A 19,110-nucleotide genomic window follows, 5' to 3' on the forward strand; every position below is an offset into this window, starting at 1 on the left:
GTGCTGACTCAATTGGAAGTAGTCAGTACTGACAAATTTGTCCCGATTCGACCGGCGAACTCCGCTTACGCCGGCGACGGTTCGGCGAAGCCGCGGCCGAACCGCTCCACCATCTGCCAATACTCGGGCACGTTGCCGTCACCGAGGAGGTCGACCAGCAGCCGCACCTCCGGGGGTAGATGGCCGGCGACGTCGGTGAAGCCGTACTCGCGGGCGAGGCGGGAGGCGAAGGACGACCGTCCGGTGCGGGCCATCCGGTCGGGGTCGGTGAACAGCGCGACGACGGCGCGGCCCGAGAACCGCGGGGACTCGCAGATGTCGAGGTCGAGCCCGAACAGCTGGCGCGACCCCGACGGGCCCTCGGTCGCGAAGCTGAGGATCCGGTCGGTGAGCACCAGGCCCGGCCACAACCCGATCACGGCCACGTTGTGCTCTCGAAGTTCGAGCGCCGTGTCGTGCGTGATCTTTTCGATGGCGGCCTTGGCCGCCCCGTAGGGAGCGGACAGTATGTAGTCCTCGCAGCCGTGCGACGAGATGTTGACGATCAGCCCGCCCCCCTGCTCGATCATGATCGGGGCGGCGAGGGCGGAGGTCACGAAGTTCGCCCGGGGCCCCACGGCGAGGCTGTCGGTGATCGCCTGGAACGGCAGCGTCCAAAACGGCTGTCCCACCATGGATGTGAAGTCGGGCGACGCGACGTTGACCACCAGGTCGAGGCGGCCCGCCTCGCGGCGCAATGCGTCGAACACGGCCACCACCTGGGCGTCGTCGGCGTGATCGCACGGCCGGGCCACGGCGACGCCGCCGAGCTCCGCGATCTGCCCGGCGGTCTGCTCGAGCCCGGCGGCGGTGCGGGCGGTGAGCCACACGGTGGCGCCCTGCCGGCCGAGCTCGATCGCGATGCCCTGCCCGATGCCCTGGCTCGCGCCGGTCACCAGGGCCACCGCTCCGTCGAGGGGTCGCGTCATCGGCCCTGCCCTCCCATCGGCTGCAGCTTCCTGATCGCCGACGGATCGTGTTCGGACACACCGACTTTGGCCGCGCCACCGGGCGAACCGAGCTGTCCGAAGAAGTCGGCGTTGAGCTGCGTGTAACCGCTGAACTGGTCGGGCAGGTCGTCCTCGTAGTAGATGGCCTCGACCGGGCAGACCGGCTCGCAGGCACCGCAGTCGACGCACTCGTCGGGCTGGATGTAGAGCATCCGGGCGCCCTCGTAGATGCAGTCGACCGGGCATTCCTCGATGCATGCCTTGTCTTTGAGATCGACGCACGGCTCGGCGATCACGTAGGTCATCGCGAGACGTCCTCCAGCGCCTGGTGGGCGGCGTTGTACCCGGGCGTGAACGTGATCCCCGGTCCCCCATGGCATCCCGCGCCGCCCAAGTACAGCCCCTCGATGCCGATGGGCATGTCGATGAAGCCCTTGGGCCCGGGCCGGTTGGGCCCCATCAGGTCCGGGTGCAGCATGCCGTGGCAGAAGTCGCCGGCGGGGGCGGCGAACATCGTCTGCATGTGATACGGGGCGAACGTGATGTGCCGGATCTGGATGTCGCGAAAGTTGGGCGCGTAGCGGGTGATCTTGTCGATGACCTTCTCCGCCATGATGTTCTTGAGCTGGCCGTGGAGTTCGCGGGGGGTTTCGACCGGGAACGCATAGGCGAACGCGCTCGCCGCGTGCTTGCCCGGGGGCGCCATGCTGGGATCGTGCACGGACGGGATCTGCATGCCCATCGACGGATTGTCGGGAATGATGCCCCGCTTGCACTCCTCCCATTGGCGTTGCTGTTCTTCGGGTGAACCGAAGATGCCGATGGACGACTGCATGCCGGGCTCGTTGAGGAAGTCGTACGGCGGGGCGAATTCCGGCAGGCCGTCGAGGGCGAAGTGGATCTGGACGAAAGGCGCCCGGTGGTCGCGCCCGCTGAGCCGGGCGACCAGGTCAGCGCTCAAGTGGTCCACGCCGACCAGATCCATCATGGTCAGGTCTGGCGACAGGTTGGACACGACGACCGGGGCGCTGATCTCGGAGCCGTCCTTGAGACGCACGCCGGTCACGCGATCGTTTTCGACGAGGATCTTCTCGACCTTGGCGCGATACCTGATCTCGCCGCCGTGGGAGACGAACAGCTCGTGCAGGTGCTGGCCGAGCGCCCCGATCCCACCCTCGAGCTTCGTCATCATCGCGGTGCCCTCGTTCGGGACCGCGAGCGCGAACGCCAAACACGTTGCGCTGCCCGGGGTGTAGGGCCCGCGGTAGGTGGAGTTGATGGCGAGGAAGGCGAGCATGCCGCGCAGCACCGCGTGCTTGTCCATGTCGGGAAGGAAGCGGTCGATGGGATCCATCGCCGTGCCGAACAGCACCTCGTGGATGGCGCGGCGCTCGGATTCGTTTGCGGCGCAGGCATACATCTCGTCGAGCGTCTTGGGCGGCGTACGCACCTCGAAGCGGCCGAGCGCCTTCGCCGGGCCCTGGCTCCAGCCGATCATCTCGGCCATGCCCGTGACGGCTTCGGTGCCGAGCTTCTCGGCGAGGTGGGTCATCAGCTGCATCGGATCGCGGTAGAAGATCATGGGTTCTTCGCCGTCGTCGCCGAGATTGACCGACTGGACCTCGGCGTCGACGGTGGGCAGGGTGTCCAGCCCCAGCTCTTTGGTGATGGCCGGGGCGGTGGGGAACTGCACGGAACCCGCGATCTCGTAACGGAATCCGTCGATCAGCTCGACCGTGGCCGCCATGCCGCCGCTGTAGGTGTTGGCCTCCAAGCACAGCGTGCGCATGCCGCCGCGCTGCAGGACCGCCGCCGCGGTCAAGCCGTTGTGGCCGGCCCCGACCACGATCGCGTCATAATCCGTCATCGCTCATGCTCCTTCTCCGAGTGGCCTTCGAGGCGACCTGGCCAGGCGCCCATCGCGGGGCGCCCCTAATATATGTCAGTACTGACCCAATTGAAAGATGTCGGCACTGACAAGCCAACGGATGTGATGGGATGCGAGGTATGAGCGAGCGGACAAACCTGCACAAGCTTCGCCACAGCAGGACCCATGAGGCGCTGCGGCAGGTGGCCTTGAAGCGGTTTGCCAGCGAGGGCTTCGGCAACGTCACGGTGCAGCAGCTCGCGCAGGAAGCCGGCGTCACCGAGCGCACGTTTTTCCGGCACTTCCCCACCAAGGAGGCCGTGCTGTTCCAGGACTACGACACCCAGGTGGAGTGGCTGGCGGAGGCCCTCGCGCAACGGCCGCGCTCCGAGTCGGTGTTCGAGGCGGTGCTGGCCAGCATGGCCAGCTATCCGCACGACATGGAACTGGTCCGGCAGGCGGCGCTCGCCCGCGCCGAACTGATCACCGGGGAGCAGATCGCCAGCCACCTGCGGGTGGTCCAGTCGTCGTTCGCCGCGGTCATCACCGACTTCGTCAGGCAGCGTTACCCCGATGTGGACAACATCGACCTCGTCGCCGCCGTGGCCGGCTCCACGCTGGCGGCGGCCATGGTCATCGGGGTCGAGACGTGGGGGCGCAACGGCTGTGTCGACGATCTGGGCGCGATCTCCGCCACCTGCCTGGACCTGGTGCGGACGGGGCTGGCCCCGCTGGCGTGACCGTTGACCCGCTGAAAGCGATGGCGGCGACCCGCAGCGCCCGGCTCCGCCGCGCTCGCGATCGCCGCTGAATCCGACGGCGGCGACCCGCAGCGCCCGGCTCCGCCGCGCTCGCGATCGCCTAGCTGACCAGGCTGACCGACGTGGAGCGGCGCAGCTTGCCCGACGGGGTCTTCGGGATGGTGCCGGGGCCCAGCACCACGACGTTGCGCGGCCGCACGTCGACCTCGGCCACGACTTCGTGGGCGACCTGGTGCTCGATGCGGCGCACCTCGACCGGGTCCTGCCACGCGTTGGACTCGACCGCGACGGCGAACGTCTCGCGCGAGTGGCCGGCGTCCAGGCGCACCGCGACGGCGCAGCCGGGCCGGACCCCCTCGACGCGGCCGGCGGCGCGCTCGATGTCGGTCGGGTAGATGTTGCGGCCCGCCATGATGATGACGTCCTTGACGCGGCCGCAGACCACGACGTGGCCCTCCTCGGTCAGGTAGCCGAGGTCGCCGGTGTCGTACCAGCCGTGCTCGTCCTGGGCCGGGATGAAACCGCCCATGGTCAGGTAGCCCGGCGTCAGCGACTCACCGCGCAGCTCGATGACGCCGACGCCGCGCGCGGGCATCACGTTGCCGTTCTCGTCGACGATGCGCGCCTCGAGGTCCTTGAGCAGCGGGCCCAGGGTGGCCAGCCGGCGGGTGTTGCCCTTGGTGGCGGGCACGGCGCGGCGCAACGCGGCCAGCAGGTCGGCGTCCACCTCGTCGACCACCAGGCCCGAGTTGCACTTCGAGAACGACACGGCCAGCGTCGTCTCGGCCATGCCGTAGGCCGGCAGGATCGCCGAGGGCCTCAGGCCGAACGGCTTGCCCGCGTCCAGCAGGTCCTCGACGTCGGCGGGCTCGACGGGCTCGGCGCCGGACAGCGCGAACCGCAGGGTCGACAGGTCGAAGTCGCCGGGCTTGGCGTTGCGGCGCAGCCGCTTGGCCAGCAGCGCGTAGGCAAAGTTGGGCGCCGCGGTCATGGTGCCCTTGTACTTGTCGATGAGCTTGGCCCACAGCAGCGTGTCGCGCAGGAAGTCCATCGGGGTGACCTTGACCAGCTCGGCGCCGAAGTACATCGGGATGGTCAGGAAGCCGACCATGCCCATGTCGTGGAAGCAGGGCAGCCAGCTGACCATGACGTCGCGGTCGACGTCGTACTCCGCGCCGATGAACATCGCCTCGGCGTTGGAGTAGATGTTGCGGTGGGTGATCTGGACGGCCTTGGGCGAACCGGTCGACCCGGACGTCAGCTGCATCAGCGCCAGGTCGTCCTCGCCGACCTCGACGGGGTCGATCGGCTCCGACGCCAGCAGGTCGGCGACGGTGAGGACCTTGATGCCCTTCTCCTCGAGCACGGGGATGGCCACCGTGAAGGGCTCCGAGACGACGACGGCCTTGGCCTCGATCATGCCGATGACGGTCATGGTGTCCTCGGCCCACACGGCCAGGTCGGTGCGCGGCGTGGGCTGGTGCAGCATGGTCAGGCTGGCGCCGCGCATCCACAGCCCCTGCGCCGTCGGGGCGATCTCCACCGGGAAGCCGGCCAGCACGCCGACGGCGTCGCCGAGGCCGATGCCCGCGGCGGCCAGGCCGCCGGCGATGCGACGGGCGCGCTCGTGAACCTCGCCCCAGGTGTGCCGGACGGGCGCGTGCGGTTCACCGGTGACCATGCCCGTCGTCGCCGTGCGGGCATTGCGGAACATCTTCTCGGTAAACCTGCTCACAAAAACCTCCTCGGTTCCGGCGATTTCCCCAAGGCCCGGATTCTTATATTCCGCCTGCCGGCCCCCGCCCGGTAGCAGGCGCGCGAGCACAGTTGAGCGGCGGTTAGGTCTCGAAGCGGTGATGAGCCGACGAGTCCGCCGGGATGCCCGGCGGACAAAGGAATCGAGTGGTCGTGCTTAGCGCTGCTCGTCACCGGGAGCCATCTTAAACTCCTCTTAAGTAACTGCCAAACTGTGGCGCGCGGTGAGCGCGATTTCACACTTCAGTGGGTGTGGGCACGACGCGGGCGCCCGGCACCGGACCGCTGGCGACCCGGACGGTGCGACAGACGCCCTCGCCCGACAACCGGGTGCCGACGTCGACGGCCTCGCCCGCCGATGTGCACAGGAAGGCGCACGTCGGACCCGAGCCGGACACGATGCCCGCCAGGGCCCCGGCCTCCACCCCGGCCCGCAGCGCCTTGCGCAGCGCCGGGTTGAGGCTTACCGCGGCCGCCTGCATCTCGTTGCCCAGCAGCGGTGCCAGTTGCTCGGGGTCACCGGCGGCGAGGGCCGCCAGCACCGGCCCGGGCTCGTCGAGCCGCGGCGGATCCCCTCCCTCGCGGAGCCGGTCCAGCTCGGTGAAGACGTCGCGGGTGAGCAGCTCGCCGTCGGCGAACGCCAGCACCCAGTGGAAGCTGTTGCGGGACAGCACGGTGGCCAGCTCCTCGCCGCGGCCGGTGCCCAGCGCGGTGCCGCCGTGCAAGGCGAACGGCACGTCGCTGCCCAGCCGCGCGGCCAGCTGGTGCAGGTCCCGGCGCGGCACGTTGAGCTCCCACAGCGAGTTCATCGCGACCAGCACCGCGGCCGCGTCCGCGCTGCCCCCCGCCATGCCGCCGGCCACCGGAATGGACTTGTCGATCATGATCGAGACGTCAGGCGCCCGCCCGACGTGGTCGGCCATCAGCTCGGCCGCCTGCCAGGCGAGGTTGCGTTCGTCGGTGGGCACCGTGCCGGCGCCCTCGCCGACGAGCTCGAGGGACAGCACGTCGGCGTTGCGGACGGTCACCTCGTCGAGCAGCGAAACGGCCTGGAACACCGTGGTCAGCTCGTGGTAGCCGTCCTCGCGGCGATCGTCCACCGCCAGATACAGGTTGACCTTTCCCGGCACGCGGACGGTGACCGACCCGGTGGGCACCCACTGCGCGGCGGTGTTGCCGTCAGACACGATCAGCCCCGTCAGCCACGGCAGCAGACTATCGCGGTCAGCTCGCCGAAGCGTGCCCCGAAACGGCCGAGCGGCGCAATAGCCGCACGAAGTCGTCGATGGCCAGCGTCTCACCGCGGCGCGCCGGATCGATGCTGGCGGCCAGCAGCCGATTCGCCGATTCGTTGCCCGAGCCCGCCCACGCGGCGAACGCGTTGCGAGACGTCTTGCGCCGCTGGGCGAACGCGATGTCCACCAGCTCGAACACCTGCCGGCGGAAGGCCTCGTCGGTCGGCCACGGCGACGTCTCGTACCGGTCGATGCGAACCAGCCCGGAATAGACGCGGGGAATCGGCCAGAAGACGGTCGGCGACACCATGCCGCAGCGACGGACGCGCCCGAAGAACCGGACCTTCACGCTGGGCACGCCGTAGTCCTTACCGCCGGGCTCGGCGGCCAGCCGCTCGGCGACCTCCGCCTGCACCATCACCGTGACGACGCGAATAGACGGGAATTCGGCGAGCAGGTGCAGCAACGCGGGGACGGCGACGTTGTACGGCAGGTTCGCGACCAGGGCGGTGGGTTCGGCGGACAGCTCGTCGCGGCGCAGGGTCAGCACGTCGCGGTTGTACACCGTCAGCCGATGGGCCTCGCTGTGCGAATGCTCGGCGACGGTCTGCGGCAGCCGGCCGGCCAGCACCGGGTCGATTTCCACGGCGCTGACGGTGGCGCCCCGGTCCAGCAGCGCCAGGGTGAGCGAACCGAGGCCGGGCCCGACCTCGAGGACGTGGTCGGACCGGCCGATGCCGGACGTCGACACGATCCGCCGCACGGTGTTGGCGTCATGGACGAAGTTCTGCCCCAGAGCCTTCCGTGGCCGAAATTCCAGTTCTTTGGCCAGCCGCCTGATCTCGGTGCGCCCGAGGAGCCGGATGGTCAGCTCGCACCAGCTCTTCCGCTGCACACCGGCCAGGCGCCCCAGCCCTGCCGCTCCCGGGTCACCTCGGCAACAGCGATCTGCTCCTCGCGGGTGGCGAGGTCAGCGCGCGGCGCAAAGCGCAGGCCGCCGTTGCGCTCCCAGGTGCCCTGGTCGAACTGCACACCCCCGTAATACCCGTTGCCGGTGTTGATCGCCCAGTTTCCGCCGGCCTCGCAGCCCGCGATGGCGTCCCAGATGGATCCGTTGCTCACCGGGGGCACGTCGGTGCCCGGCTTGGTGCCCACCCGCACCACGGCCTCACGGGCCGGCGTGATCACCGTGTTGGCCACGGGCAACCGGCCGGTCTCGACACCGTTGACGGTGGCGACCGCGAACGTCACGTCCTGCGTGCCCGGGCTGCCCGGGTCTTCGACGACCTGGCGGCTGACGTTCATCCCGGGGTCCTCGATCCGGCGCGCGGGCGGCTGCAGCGGAACCCGCTCGGTCACCCGCTGGATGCGGTTGCGGGTGACCTGGATCTGCATCCCGTCGACGATCGGGGACGCGGCCCCGGGCGTCACCTGGTCGCTCTCCAGCAGCGGCGCGCCGGCGGCGTTCAACAGCCCCGCGACGTTGGGCGCCGGCAGGTGCACGGTGCGCACCGCGCCGCCGTCGTTGATCTGGACCGTCTTGGCGCTCACGACCGGCAACGTCATCCCGGCCAGCGGCACGCGGCTACCGCGGGAGGCCGCGGCCGGGGCGGTGTCGGTCATCGCGAGCTGGGCCAGCGCCTCGTCGACGGTCGACGCCGTCGTCCACACCTGCTTGGCGTCGTGGCCGTCGAGCGAGATCTGCAGCGGCCGGCTACGCCGCAACACGATGTTGGCGGCGTCGTGGACCTGCACGTCGCCGGCGGGGTAAAGGTCGTCGCGGTCGTCGACGTTGTAGCCGTTCTCCCGGACGATGTCGATCACTCGCGACTTCATCGTCGTCACCCGCATGGCGATTCCGTCCACGGTCAGCGTGACCGTCTTGGACGCGGAAACCGCGAGCCCACCGGCGAACCCCAGCACGAGCAGCAGCGCTCCGACCAGGAGGCGCAACGTGGGCGATGAATTGTGATGAAGTTTTGTCAATACAGTCAACGCGCGTTACCCCGACCTCAGCAACCAGTCACGAACCACTCAGCATGAAAAATGACTACAAACGACAGCGGGGCCACAGGGCCCCGTCCGTACGATCACAAGACGGTAACGAACCGGCCAATGTTGGGCAACTCCGGCGCGACGTTGTTAGGCAAATCACCCACCGATGCGCCGGTCACGAGGCCAGCCCGTAGACCCGCCGAGCATTGCTGGTGGTGATTTCCGCCAATTCCTCCGGGCGGCGCTCCAGCAGTTCAGCGATCGCCCGCACAGTATAGGGAAGGCAGTACGGCTCGTTAACTGCGCCCCGATAGGGGTGCGGCGTCAAAAATGGCGCGTCCGTTTCCACCAAAAGCTGCTCCAGCGGTATCAGCGGCACCGCCTCGCGCAGGGCGCGGGCGTTGCGGAAACTCACGGTCCCGGACAGGCTCAGCAACCACCCGGCGTCCACGCAGCGGCGGGCCATCGCGGCGTCCGAGGAAAAACAGTGAAAGATCACGACGTCGGGCGCGCCCTCGGCCGCCAGCACGTCGAGGACCGCGTCGTCGGCCTCCCGGTTGTGGATCATCAGCGGTTTCCCGCACCGCTTGGCCAGGTCGATGTGCCAGGCGAAGGCCTCCCGCTGCGCTTCGGGCTCCGCGCAGCCGTCCAGGCGCCCGGGCCAATACAGGTCCATCCCGGTTTCGCCGACGGCGACCACCCCGGGCAGGGCGACCAGTCGCTCGATCTCGGCGCGGGCGGCGTCGTCCAGCGCGTTCGCGCGGGTCGGGTGCAGCGCCACGGCGGCGTAGACGCGGGGATCCCACTCGGCGGCGCGCGTCACCCAGCGCGCCGAGTCCAGGTCGTCGGCGATGGTGACCACGGCCTGCACGCCGACGGCCGCGGCGCGGTCCACGATGGCCCGCACCCCGGCGGCGTCGCCGGCCCCGCACGCGTCGAGATGGGTGTGCGCGTCGATCAGGGGCGCCAACGGTTCGGGCGCCGGCGGCGCCTCGCGTTTACCAGAGCGGTTGGAGCTCACCGCCACACAATAGGGTGAGTTCCGATGAAGCCGTACTACGTCACCACCGCGATCACGTACCCCAACGCCGCGCCGCACCTGGGGCACGCGTACGAGTACATCGCCACCGACGCCGTCGCGCGGTTCAAGCGGCTCGACGGTTTCGACGTGCGCTTCCTGACCGGAACCGACGAGCACGGCCTGAAGGTCGCCCAGGCCGCCGCGGCCGAAGGGCTGCCCACCGCCGACCTGGCGCGCCGCAACTCCGACGTGTTCCAGCGGCTGCAGGAGCGGCTCAACGTCTCCTTCGACCGGTTCATCCGCACCACCGACGCCGACCACCACGAGGCGTCCAAGGAGATCTGGCGGCGGATGGCCGCCGCCGGCGACATCTACCTGGACACCTACGAGGGCTGGTATTCGGTCCGCGACGAGCGCTTCTTCGTCGAGTCCGAGACCGAGGTTCGGGACGGGACCCGGATCGCCGTCGAAACTGGGACCCCGGTCACCTGGACCGAGGAACAGACCTACTTCTTTCGGCTCTCGGCGTACGCCGACAAGCTACTGGCCCACTACGAGGCGAACCCCGACTTCATCGCCCCCGAGGTGCGGCGCAACGAGGTGGTCAGCTTCGTCTCCGGCGGCCTGCGCGACCTGTCGATCTCGCGGACGTCGTTCGACTGGGGTGTGAAGGTCCCCGAACATCCCGACCACGTCATGTACGTCTGGGTCGACGCGCTGACCAACTACCTGACCGGGGCGGGATTCCCGGACACCGACTCCGAGTTGTTCCGCCGCTACTGGCCCGCCGACCTGCACATGATCGGCAAGGACATCATCCGGTTCCATGCCGTCTACTGGCCGGCGTTCTTGATGTCGGCCGGAATCGAGCTGCCGAGGCGGGTTTTCGCGCACGGGTTCCTGCTCAACCGGGGCGAGAAGATGAGCAAGTCGGTGGGCAACATCGTCGCGCCGGAGGAGCTGGTCGACACCTTCGGGGTGGATCAGGTGCGCTATTTCCTGCTGCGCGAGGTCCCGTTCGGCCAGGACGGCAGCTACAGCGAAGAGGCGATCGTCACCCGCATCAACACCGACCTCGCCAACGAGCTCGGCAACCTGGCCCAGCGGTCGCTGTCCATGGTGGCCAAGAATCTGGGCGGGGTGGTGCCCGACCCTGGCGAGTTGAACGCCGATGACAGCGAACTGTTGGCCACCGCGGACGGCTTGCTGGAGCGGGTGCGCGCCCACTTCGACGCGCAGGCAATGCATCTGGCGCTCGAGGCGATCTGGCTGATGCTCGGGGAGGCGAACAAGTACTTCTCCGCCCAGCAGCCGTGGGTGCTGCGCAAGAGCGAGTCCGACGCCGATCAGGCGAGGTTTCGCGCCGTGCTGTACACCACCTGCGAGGCGGTGCGCATCGCGGCGCTGCTGGTTCAGCCCGTCATGCCCGAGTCGGCCGGCAGGCTGCTGGACCTGCTCGGTCAGGCCGAGGACCGGCGCGCGTTCAGCGCGATCGGCGCGCGGCTTAGCCCGGGCACCGTGCTGCCGGCGCCGACGGGCGTGTTCCCGCGTTATCAGCCGCCGCCGACCGAAATCGGCTGAGCCACGAGCGGTTATTGAGTTGTCCGACAGGTCTATTCGATGAATATCGCGCCGCCCCGGATAAAAGCGCCCAAACGACCTCCGGTCATAGGCCATAATCGGGCTGTGGAGCGACGACGAAACCCGCAAACGAGCGAGCCGCTGACTACCTTGAAGCAGTTGCCTGCGCTGGTCGTCCTGGAAAGGATTCCGGTCCCCGTGCTCGCGATCGGGAACGACGGCGGCATCCTGTTCACCAACACCGCGTTCGCCGAGATGCTGGGGTTCGAGCCCGAAGAAGTCTTGGAGCTGCGGTTTCAAGAGATATTTCACGAGGCGCCCGAGTCGGGGTCGTTGCTATCGGTGGTCCACGCCCTCGCGAACATGGTCGTCAAATTGGCGCACAAGGACGGCTCGATGGTGCGCGCCCTGATGAGCAAGTCGGCGCTGCTGCGCGCCGACGATCAGTTCGTGCTCGCGGCTTTCCAGGATCTGACCGAGCAATTATGGGAAGAAGAGCGCTAGCGCCCCCGATAAACCAATAGGAATCACTGGGGCGCAATTAGATACCTGCAGTATGGCCTTTCGCGCCGACCTTCTCATCGGGCGGTCGGCCGCGTCGCGCTCAGCTGACCTCCGGAACCGCCGTGGCGTCCGCGGCCGCGGGTGCGGCGGGCCGGGCATGGCGGAGCGCCTCGCGCGAAAGAAACTCGCGGAAGTAAGGCAGCGACGCGTCGGTGACGATGCCGGCCAGCATGAGCTCCCAGATTTGGCTCGGCGGGCCGGCGAGGCGGTCGGCGACGGCGCCGGCTTCTTCGTTGCGCTCGATGCCCTTGGCCGCGATCGCGTTGCCCAGCAAACGCGTACCGAAGATGGCGCCGACGAGCGACTCGCTGACCGTCGCGGCGTCCAGCTCCTCACGCACGTCGCCTTCGGCGGCGGCCCTGCGGGCCTGAGTTGCCATCAGCTCAACCAGATCCGCGCAGAAGCGCGTCGCGGCTTCGTTGAATCCGCTCAGGGCCGCCGTCAATTGCTCGGCGGCGCGGGCCGTTTTGTCGGTCGTGAGCACGTTCGCGATTGTGAACGTGCCGTGGATCATGTTCTCGAGCGCCGGCGAGGACGAGCCGCACACGTTACGGAACGCGACAAGTATTGTCTCCGAACCTTCTTCGATGATGGCGGACGCCAACGACTCCTTCGAATCGAAGTGGTGATACAGGGCACCCTTGGTCATGCCCGTCCGCTCGATGATCGTGTTCCAGCCCGCCGCGGCGTACCCGACCTCACCGAAAACGTCTATTGCGGCATCGAGGATCTTTCGCCGGGTGGCTTCCGATCGAACCTGTCGCGCCATCGCGTCTGCACCTCCGGAATTCGGTCGATGGGCCTAGATTCCGGATCTCGACGTGTTCACGAATCTTCCGGCCGAAGCGTCAAGATTAACAGCCGCCCCCACCGGTCCCGATCGCGCGATGCGCAGCACGCGCACTAGTCCGCATCCGCTGCCGTCGAACTGCTGGAGACCGCCAGCGCGGCACGCCGCTTGAGGAATTGGCGGAAGTAGTCGATCCGTTCGGGCTGCAAGATCCCGGTCAGCAGCAGCAGCCAGGATTTTTCCAGGTCGTGCAGGAAACGTTCCGGCTCTTCCAGATTGCTGGTCTGCCGCAGCCCCATGTGCAGGGAGACCATCAGGCGTCCCACGTCCTGCGGATCACAATGCTGGTCGATGTCGCCCTCGGCGATCGCCTGCTCGACGACTCCTGCCAGCGCCTTGGCCCATTCCTCCAGCAGCCGCTTCTGCAGCCCCTCCGACCGACCGACCGACTCGAGCAGGTTCAGCCCCGCCCGGACCCCGTCGGTCTTGATGTCGCCGACGGCGATCAGATAGGAGAAGTCGATGAGGGTTTCCAGACCCGAAAGTCCGCGGGTCAGCAGATCTTCCACCGCAGTGGCGCCGGCGACGGTCTGACGTTCGATGATCGCCACGGCCAAGGCGTGCTTGGACCGGAAGTGGAAATACATCGCGCCCTTGGTCAGTTCAGCCTCCGCGAGAATGTCATCGAGGCCGACATCGTGATAGGCGCGTCGAGCGAACTGATGCGACGCGGCCCGCAAAATCTGTCGCCGGGTCGCGTCCGCGCGTCCGTCGGTCGAGTGAGTCGTCATCGGAACCGGGAGCTCGGCTGCGCGGAGCGGCCTGATCGCGTTCCTGGCGAAGCAACGCGATTGATCATTCCGGGGTCTGTGTCATGGCCCGGATCGATCGATGTCACGTTCACGAAGCCTTCCTCGAGCAGGGCCCGCACCTCGTTTCCGGAGCCAGCACGCACCGGCGGGTCTCGGGGGCAATAGGGCCGTCTCTGAGGTTAGCAGTCAGTCGTCGCCTCGCGGCTTCAACGCTGCGGGTCGACATCACGAACTTTAAAATACTTGTGGTGAGAGTTTCGGCTTCACTACGAACTAAAAGTATGTATACTTGGCATCCATGTGGCTATCAGTTTGTTTGCCTGGTCAGAGGCCTATTGCCCGGCCCCGGGTGCCCGGCTCACGACGTCAACCACTGCTCCAGGGGGCCCGTTTGCAGTGCGTGCAGCGTGTGTCGTTGGTCACGTCGCACCCGCCGGCCCCGGCCGCCGCCCGGTTAGGCCAGGGGTAGAAAACGATGGACTTTGGTGCCCTTCCGCCGGAGATCAACTCCGCGAGGATGTACGCCGGCCCCGGCCCGGGTTCGCTAGTCGCGGCCTCGGCGGCGTGGGATGACCTCGCCGCCGAGCTGCACTCGGCCGCGGCGTCCTACCGATCGGTGATCTCGGGGCTGACCGTCGGGCGGTGGCTGGGCCCATCGTCGCTGGCCATGGCCTCCGCCTTCGGCCCTTATGCGGCATGGACCGCCGGTGCGGCCGCACGCGCCCAGGAGGCGGCCAGCCACGCCAGGCTCGCCGTGGAGGTCTATGAGGCGGCCTTCGCGATGACCGTGCCCCCGGTGGCGGTCGCCGCCAACCGGGTTCAACTCGCGGTGCTGACCGCGACCAACTTCTTCGGCCAGAACTCGCCGGCCATCGCGGCCAACGAGGCCCAGTACGGAGAGATGTGGGCGCAGGACGCAGCTGCGATGTATCAATACGCCGCCAATGCCGCGGAAGCCGCGGACCTGACGCCGTTCGCATCGGCGCCCGAGGTCACCGACGCCGCCGGCGCGGCGGGCCAGGCCACCGCGGTCTCGGAAGCGGCCGCGGGCTCGTCCACGCAACAACTCACCCTGGCCAGCCTGATGTCCGCGCTGTCCTCGATGCTGCAGGGCATGGCGACGCCGGCCACGGCGGGCGCCGCGGCCGAGACGACGCCGTGGGGAACGCTGCTCGGCGGGCTCTCGTCCGGGACGGGCGGGCTCTCGCTGTCGAGCTTCATCAGCGAGTTCGAGAGCAACATGCCGGCCCTGCTGCCCGGCTATCTGATGGTGGCGGCCACTCCCTTGTACGGGTTGTCCAGCGTACTGGGCATGGCCCAGACCCTGCAGGGCATGGCGACGAGCGCGGCCGCGGGCGCGGCGGATGTCGCAGGCTCAGCCGCCGCCGAGGTCGCCGGGGCGGCCGATGCCGTCGGCGCGGGCCTGGTCGGCAGCATGGGCCAAGCGGCTTCCCTCGGCTCGCTGTCGGTGCCGGCCAGCTGGACCAGCGTCATCCCCAGTGCCCACCTGACCAGCGCCGGGGCGGAGCTGGCGAACGCCGCCGCCCCCGGCGGGGCGGGCAACCTGCCACCGAGCCTGCTCGGCGGCCTACCGCGGGGGGCCGGAGGCCGGGGAGCGCCCGGTCCGCGGTACGGGCTGATCCCCACCGTGATGGCGCAACCGCCGTCCGGCGGCTATGGGGCGGCGATCATATGACCGCGTCGGCGCGCGTTGGACGCGGTCCCACGCCGGAAATACCAAAAGTATCGTCGATCGCCCCTCAGTGGATATCTGGTTTTCTCCCCCTCGCGCGCTGCCCGCGCGCGGTCCGTCGTCCGAAGGGTTGGATGTCATGAAAGTCGTACTTTTCTGCGGCGGTTACGGCATGCGCATGCGCACGGCCGAAGGCGACCTGGTTCCCAAGCCGCTGCAGATGGTCGGTCCCCGACCGCTGCTGTGGCACGTGATGCGCTACTACGCCCACTACGGGCACAAGGAGTTCATCCTGTGCCTCGGTTATGGCCAGGCGATGGTCAAGGACTTCTTCCTCAACTACCGCGAGATGGAGTCCAACGACTTCGTCATGCGCGCCGGTGAGATCGAGTTGCTCGATTCCGACATGTCCGACTGGACCATCACCTTCGTCGACACCGGGCTGGAGTCGCCCATCGGCGAGCGGCTGCGCCGGGTGCGCAAGTACGTCGCGGGCGACGAGTACTTCCTCGCCAACTACGCCGACGTGCTGACCGACGCCCCGCTCGACACCATGGTCGACCGGTTGAAGACCAGCGGCGCGGCGGCCTCCATGCTGATCGTGCCGCCGCAGTCGTCGTTCCACTGCGTCGACGTCAGCTCCGCCGGCGACATCAAGGAGATCGCCCCGATCGCCAAGTTCCCGATCTGGGTGAACGGTGGCTATTTCGTGCTGACCCAGGAGGTCTTCGACCTCATCCCCGAGAACGGCGACCTCGTCGGCGACGCCTGCATGGCGCTCGCCGGGACCGGCCGGCTCCTGGGATACCAGCACGACGGCTTCTGGAAGCCCGCCGACACGTTCAAGGAGCGCGCCGAGCTCGACGCCGACTACAACGCCGGCAACCGCCCGTGGATGGTGTGGGAGCAATCTCCGGCGAGACGTTCCGCATGATCGGCCTGCACACCGGCGCAATCAATTCGGTTGCGGTCATCGGGGCGCACTGCGACGACATCGCCATCGGCGCGGGCGGCACGCTGTTGCAGATCGCCCGGCACAACCCGGATGTCGTCGTGCACGCCCTGGTGCTGACCGGCGCCGGCACCGAGCGCGAGATCGAGGAAAAGAACGCCTTCGCGGCCCTTTTCCCGTGGTCGGAGGTTCGGCTGACGGTGGCCGACCTGCCCGACGGCCGCCTGCCGGACCACTGGGGGTCCGTCAAGCAGCACCTCGCGCAGTTCCGCAGCGAATGCGAGCCCGACCTGGTGATCGGCCCGCACCGCCACGACTACCACCAGGACCATCGCCTGGTCGCCGAGCTGCTACCGACCGAATTCCGCGCGCATCTGGTGCTGGGCTACGAGATTCTCAAATGGGAGTCCGACTTGCCGAATCCGACTCTCTACGTGGACATTCCGGAGGAGTTGGCGCGCCAGAAGGCGGAGCTGCTCGCCGAGTGGTACCCGTCTCAGGCGGGCCGCGACTGGTTCGACGACGCCGCGTTCCTCGGCCTGATGCGGATGCGCGGGGTGCAGTCGCGGGTCCGCTACGCCGAAGCCTTCGTGAGCGAGAAGGCGATCCTGAATCCCTTCGGCGCCCAATCATAAGACGGGAGCGACACCACGATGCGAGTGCTTGTCACCGGGACCGAAGGCTACCTGGGTTGCCTTCTGGCGCCGCTACTTCTCGAAGACGGCCACGACGTCGTCGGCCTGGACACCGGCTACTACAAGGCCGGTTGGCTGTGCCCCGGCCCGCTCGCCGACAGCCGCCACGGGGTCGCGCCGCTCACCCTCATCAAGGACATTCGCGACGTCACCGTCGCGGACCTGCGCGGGGTCGACGCGGTCGTGCACATGGCGGAGCTGAGCAACGATCCGATCGGTGACCTGATCGGCGACGTGACCTTCGAGGTGAACCACCGCGGCAGCGTGCACCTGGCCGAGTGCGCCAAGAAAGCGGGCGTCAGCCGGTTCATCTACATGTCGTCGTGCAGCGTGTACGGCATCGCCGACGGGACCGTCGACGAGACCAGTCCGATCAACCCGCTGACCCCGTACGCCAAATGCAAGGCTCTGGTCGAACGCGACCTCACGGCGATGGCCGACGACGACTTCTCGCCGGCATTCCTGCGCAACGCAACGGCTTTCGGCGCCTCGCCACGCATGCGCTTCGACATCGTGCTGAACAATCTGGCCGGCCTGGCGTGGACCGAGCACCGCATCGCGATGACCAGCGACGGCACCCCGTGGCGGCCGCTCGTCCACGCGCTCGACATCGCCCGGGCGATCCGGTGCGCGCTGCGCGCCGACCGGCAGGTTGTGCACAACCTGGTAATCAACGTCGGCAGCGACGAAAACAACCGCACGGTGCGCGAAATCGCGCAGGCGGTCAGCGCCGAGTTTCCCGGTTGCGAACTCACCTTCGGCCCGCCGAACGCGGACAACCGCAGCTACCGCGTCTCGTTCGGCAAGATCCACGAGGTATTCACCGATTTCCGCGCGGCGTGGGACGTCGCGGCCGGGGCGGCGCAGCTGCACCGCGTGTTCCAGGCGATCGCCATGGACCCCGAGACGTTCTACGGTCGCGGGCACACTCGCCTCAAGCAAATCGAATACCTGCTCAAGACGGGGCAGGTCGACGAGCGACTGTTCTGGAAGGAGACGCAGTGAAGTACACGCCCACGAGTGTCGCAGGGGTGACGATCATCGACATCGAGCCCCATCGCGACCATCGCGGCTTCTTCTCTCGATCCTTCTGCGCCGACGAATTCCTCAACCACGGTCTGATTCCCGAAGTGGCACAGACGAACATCTGCTTCAACTACACCCGGGGCACGGTCCGCGGCCTGCACCGGCAGGCGCCGCCGCACGCGGAGGCCAAACTGGTGCGCTGCGTCCGCGGCGCCATCGCCGACGTCGCCGTCGACGTCCGCCCCGAGTCGCAAACCTACGGCGAGCACGTGATGGTGGAGCTGAGCGCGGAGAACCGCCGCGCGCTGTTCCTGCCGCCCTATGTGGCACACGGGTTCCAGACGCTGACCGACGACACCGAGATCCTGTACCAGATCAGCGGTCCGTATGTGCCGGACAGCGAAGAGGGATTTCGTTGGGACGAGGCAGAATTCGGCATCAAGTGGCCGCTGCCGGTGACCGTCATGTCGGAGAAGGACGCCAGCTGGCCCCCGTTGGAGGAGTCGGTGGAGAGCGAGGCGTCATGACATCGGTCACGGCCCCGGTGCGCATGGTCGTCAGCGGCAGCGTCGTCGAGCGGTGCGACACCGACGAAGTGCTGTCGATCATCGCGGCCCGCCTGGACTCCGGGTCGCCGGGCCTGGCCGTGGGTTCGGTGAATCTCGACCACCTGCACCACTTTCGCACCCTCGGCGCCGCGCCGGCGGGCCGGCTGGAGTGGCTGTTGCTGGCCGACGGCATGCCGATCGCCTGGCGCGGGCAACTGCTGACCGCGCAGCCGTGGCCGCGCGTCACCGGCGCCGACCTGCTGCCGGCGGTCCTGTCGCTGGCCGAGTCGACGGGCCAGCGGGTCGGCTTCTTCGGCGGCAGCGCCGAGACGCACCGCCTGCTGGCGCAGCGGCTGCTGGCGCAGTACCCCCGGCTCGCGATCTCGGGAATGTGGGCGCCGGGCGCGGCGGACATCGAATCGGGTTCTGACGCTTTCGTTTCCGCAATCCGCGCGGCGCGCACCGACATCCTGGTGGTCAGCCTGGGCAAACCGCGTCAGGAGCAATGGGTCGACCGGCACGGGTTCGCCACCGGGGCGCGGGTCTTCCTGCCGTCCGGCGGCGCGATCGACTTCCTGGCCGGCAAGACCCGCCGCGCCCCGGAGTGGATGCAACGGGTCGGCCTCGAATGGTTCTACCGGCTGACCCGCGAACCACGCCGGCTGGCACGCCGGTACCTGGTGCAGGGTCCGCTCGCGCTGCTGCGCGCGTCGCGGGCCCAGCTGATCTGCTATCCGGGCTCCTACTACGCCGGGACGCCCATCCAGCACGTTGCCCGGACCCTGTCCGGCGCAGCCGAATCGGCGACGGCCTAAGCCAGGAAGCC

19 protein-coding genes are annotated in these 19,110 nt (G+C 68.4%); 9 read left to right on the forward strand and 10 right to left on the reverse strand.

Annotation, left to right across the window (positions count from 1 at the left end; genetic code table 11):
• Window positions 1-65: 65 nt before the first annotated feature.
• The 3 genes from AWB89_RS06340 to AWB89_RS06350 are packed head-to-tail and all read right to left on the reverse strand — an operon-like array spanning window position 66 to window position 2,856.
• The gene (locus AWB89_RS06340) at window positions 66-968 is read right to left on the reverse strand and encodes an SDR family NAD(P)-dependent oxidoreductase (RefSeq protein WP_085172274.1); all 903 of its coding nucleotides are present in this window, start codon (window positions 966-968) and stop codon (window positions 66-68) included.
• Entirely contained in the window at window positions 965-1,294 is a 330-nt protein-coding gene (fdxA, locus tag AWB89_RS06345) for a ferredoxin (protein ID WP_085172276.1), read from the reverse strand. The genes AWB89_RS06340 and fdxA overlap by 4 nt, the downstream gene beginning before the upstream one ends.
• The gene (locus AWB89_RS06350) at window positions 1,291-2,856 is read right to left on the reverse strand and encodes a phytoene desaturase family protein (protein ID WP_085172278.1); all 1,566 of its coding nucleotides are present in this window, start codon (window positions 2,854-2,856) and stop codon (window positions 1,291-1,293) included. Before AWB89_RS06350 ends, fdxA begins: the two co-directional genes overlap by 4 nt.
• A 140-nt stretch (window positions 2,857-2,996) precedes the next feature.
• Between AWB89_RS06350 and AWB89_RS06355 the strand changes: the two genes are divergently transcribed.
• Window positions 2,997-3,596, forward strand: a complete 600-nt coding sequence (locus AWB89_RS06355) for a TetR/AcrR family transcriptional regulator (protein ID WP_085099239.1) — start codon at window positions 2,997-2,999, stop codon at window positions 3,594-3,596.
• A 121-nt stretch (window positions 3,597-3,717) separates the two neighbouring features.
• Here AWB89_RS06355 and AWB89_RS06360 read toward each other — a convergent pair whose 3' ends face one another.
• From AWB89_RS06360 to AWB89_RS06385, 5 genes are all read right to left on the reverse strand, one after another.
• Window positions 3,718-5,352: a fatty acyl-AMP ligase gene (locus AWB89_RS06360; protein WP_085172407.1), complete on the reverse strand. Its 1,635-nt coding sequence runs from the start codon at window positions 5,350-5,352 to the stop codon at window positions 3,718-3,720.
• Between the two features lie 256 nt (window positions 5,353-5,608).
• Window positions 5,609-6,565, reverse strand: a complete 957-nt coding sequence (locus AWB89_RS06370; RefSeq protein ID WP_193791138.1) for a 4-(cytidine 5'-diphospho)-2-C-methyl-D-erythritol kinase — start codon at window positions 6,563-6,565, stop codon at window positions 5,609-5,611.
• Between the two features lie 31 nt (window positions 6,566-6,596).
• Window positions 6,597-7,511: a 16S rRNA (adenine(1518)-N(6)/adenine(1519)-N(6))-dimethyltransferase RsmA gene (rsmA, locus tag AWB89_RS06375; protein WP_085099236.1), complete on the reverse strand. Its 915-nt coding sequence runs from the start codon at window positions 7,509-7,511 to the stop codon at window positions 6,597-6,599.
• Entirely contained in the window at window positions 7,475-8,602 is a 1,128-nt protein-coding gene (locus AWB89_RS06380) for a resuscitation-promoting factor (RefSeq protein WP_085099233.1), read from the reverse strand. The genes rsmA and AWB89_RS06380 overlap by 37 nt, the downstream gene beginning before the upstream one ends.
• Before the next feature lie 175 nt (window positions 8,603-8,777).
• Entirely contained in the window at window positions 8,778-9,629 is an 852-nt protein-coding gene (locus AWB89_RS06385; protein WP_085172280.1) for a TatD family hydrolase, read from the reverse strand.
• 18 nt (window positions 9,630-9,647) lie between these two features.
• Between AWB89_RS06385 and metG the strand changes: the two genes are divergently transcribed.
• Together metG and AWB89_RS06395 are read left to right on the forward strand one after the other, a co-directional pair.
• Window positions 9,648-11,204: a methionine--tRNA ligase gene (metG, locus tag AWB89_RS06390; protein WP_085172282.1), complete on the forward strand. Its 1,557-nt coding sequence runs from the start codon at window positions 9,648-9,650 to the stop codon at window positions 11,202-11,204.
• Between the two features lie 141 nt (window positions 11,205-11,345).
• On the forward strand, window positions 11,346-11,708 hold the full coding sequence (locus AWB89_RS06395; RefSeq protein WP_085099845.1) for a PAS domain S-box protein: 363 nt from the start codon (window positions 11,346-11,348) through the stop codon (window positions 11,706-11,708).
• Between the two features lie 100 nt (window positions 11,709-11,808).
• Here AWB89_RS06395 and AWB89_RS06400 read toward each other — a convergent pair whose 3' ends face one another.
• Both AWB89_RS06400 and AWB89_RS06405 read right to left on the reverse strand, forming a co-directional pair.
• Window positions 11,809-12,537, reverse strand: a complete 729-nt coding sequence (locus AWB89_RS06400) for a TetR/AcrR family transcriptional regulator (RefSeq protein ID WP_085172284.1) — start codon at window positions 12,535-12,537, stop codon at window positions 11,809-11,811.
• A 134-nt stretch (window positions 12,538-12,671) separates the two neighbouring features.
• Window positions 12,672-13,349 (reverse strand): TetR/AcrR family transcriptional regulator, encoded by a 678-nt coding sequence (locus AWB89_RS06405; RefSeq protein WP_085099221.1) that lies wholly within the window; start codon window positions 13,347-13,349, stop codon window positions 12,672-12,674.
• 496 nt (window positions 13,350-13,845) lie between these two features.
• Here AWB89_RS06405 and AWB89_RS06410 point away from each other — a divergent pair, with 496 nt between their 5' ends.
• From AWB89_RS06410 to AWB89_RS06435, 6 genes are all read left to right on the forward strand, one after another.
• The gene (locus tag AWB89_RS06410) at window positions 13,846-15,066 is read left to right on the forward strand and encodes a PPE family protein (protein WP_085172286.1); all 1,221 of its coding nucleotides are present in this window, start codon (window positions 13,846-13,848) and stop codon (window positions 15,064-15,066) included.
• A 136-nt stretch (window positions 15,067-15,202) separates the two neighbouring features.
• Window positions 15,203-15,997 (forward strand): glycosyltransferase family protein, encoded by a 795-nt coding sequence (locus tag AWB89_RS06415; protein WP_085172288.1) that lies wholly within the window; start codon window positions 15,203-15,205, stop codon window positions 15,995-15,997.
• Complete coding sequence (locus AWB89_RS06420; protein ID WP_085099212.1) at window positions 15,994-16,650, forward strand: PIG-L deacetylase family protein; 657 nt, start codon at window positions 15,994-15,996, stop codon at window positions 16,648-16,650. Before AWB89_RS06415 ends, AWB89_RS06420 begins: the two co-directional genes overlap by 4 nt.
• An 18-nt stretch (window positions 16,651-16,668) precedes the next feature.
• On the forward strand, window positions 16,669-17,715 hold the full coding sequence (locus AWB89_RS06425) for an NAD-dependent epimerase/dehydratase family protein (RefSeq protein WP_085172290.1): 1,047 nt from the start codon (window positions 16,669-16,671) through the stop codon (window positions 17,713-17,715).
• Window positions 17,712-18,263 (forward strand): dTDP-4-dehydrorhamnose 3,5-epimerase, encoded by a 552-nt coding sequence (rfbC, locus tag AWB89_RS06430; RefSeq protein ID WP_085172292.1) that lies wholly within the window; start codon window positions 17,712-17,714, stop codon window positions 18,261-18,263. The genes AWB89_RS06425 and rfbC overlap by 4 nt, the downstream gene beginning before the upstream one ends.
• Entirely contained in the window at window positions 18,260-19,099 is an 840-nt protein-coding gene (locus AWB89_RS06435; protein WP_241520434.1) for a WecB/TagA/CpsF family glycosyltransferase, read from the forward strand. Before rfbC ends, AWB89_RS06435 begins: the two co-directional genes overlap by 4 nt.
• Window positions 19,100-19,110 lie beyond the last annotated feature (11 nt).

This window comes from Mycobacterium paraense, from assembly GCF_002101815.1.
Lineage (GTDB): Bacteria > Actinomycetota > Actinomycetes > Mycobacteriales > Mycobacteriaceae > Mycobacterium > Mycobacterium paraense.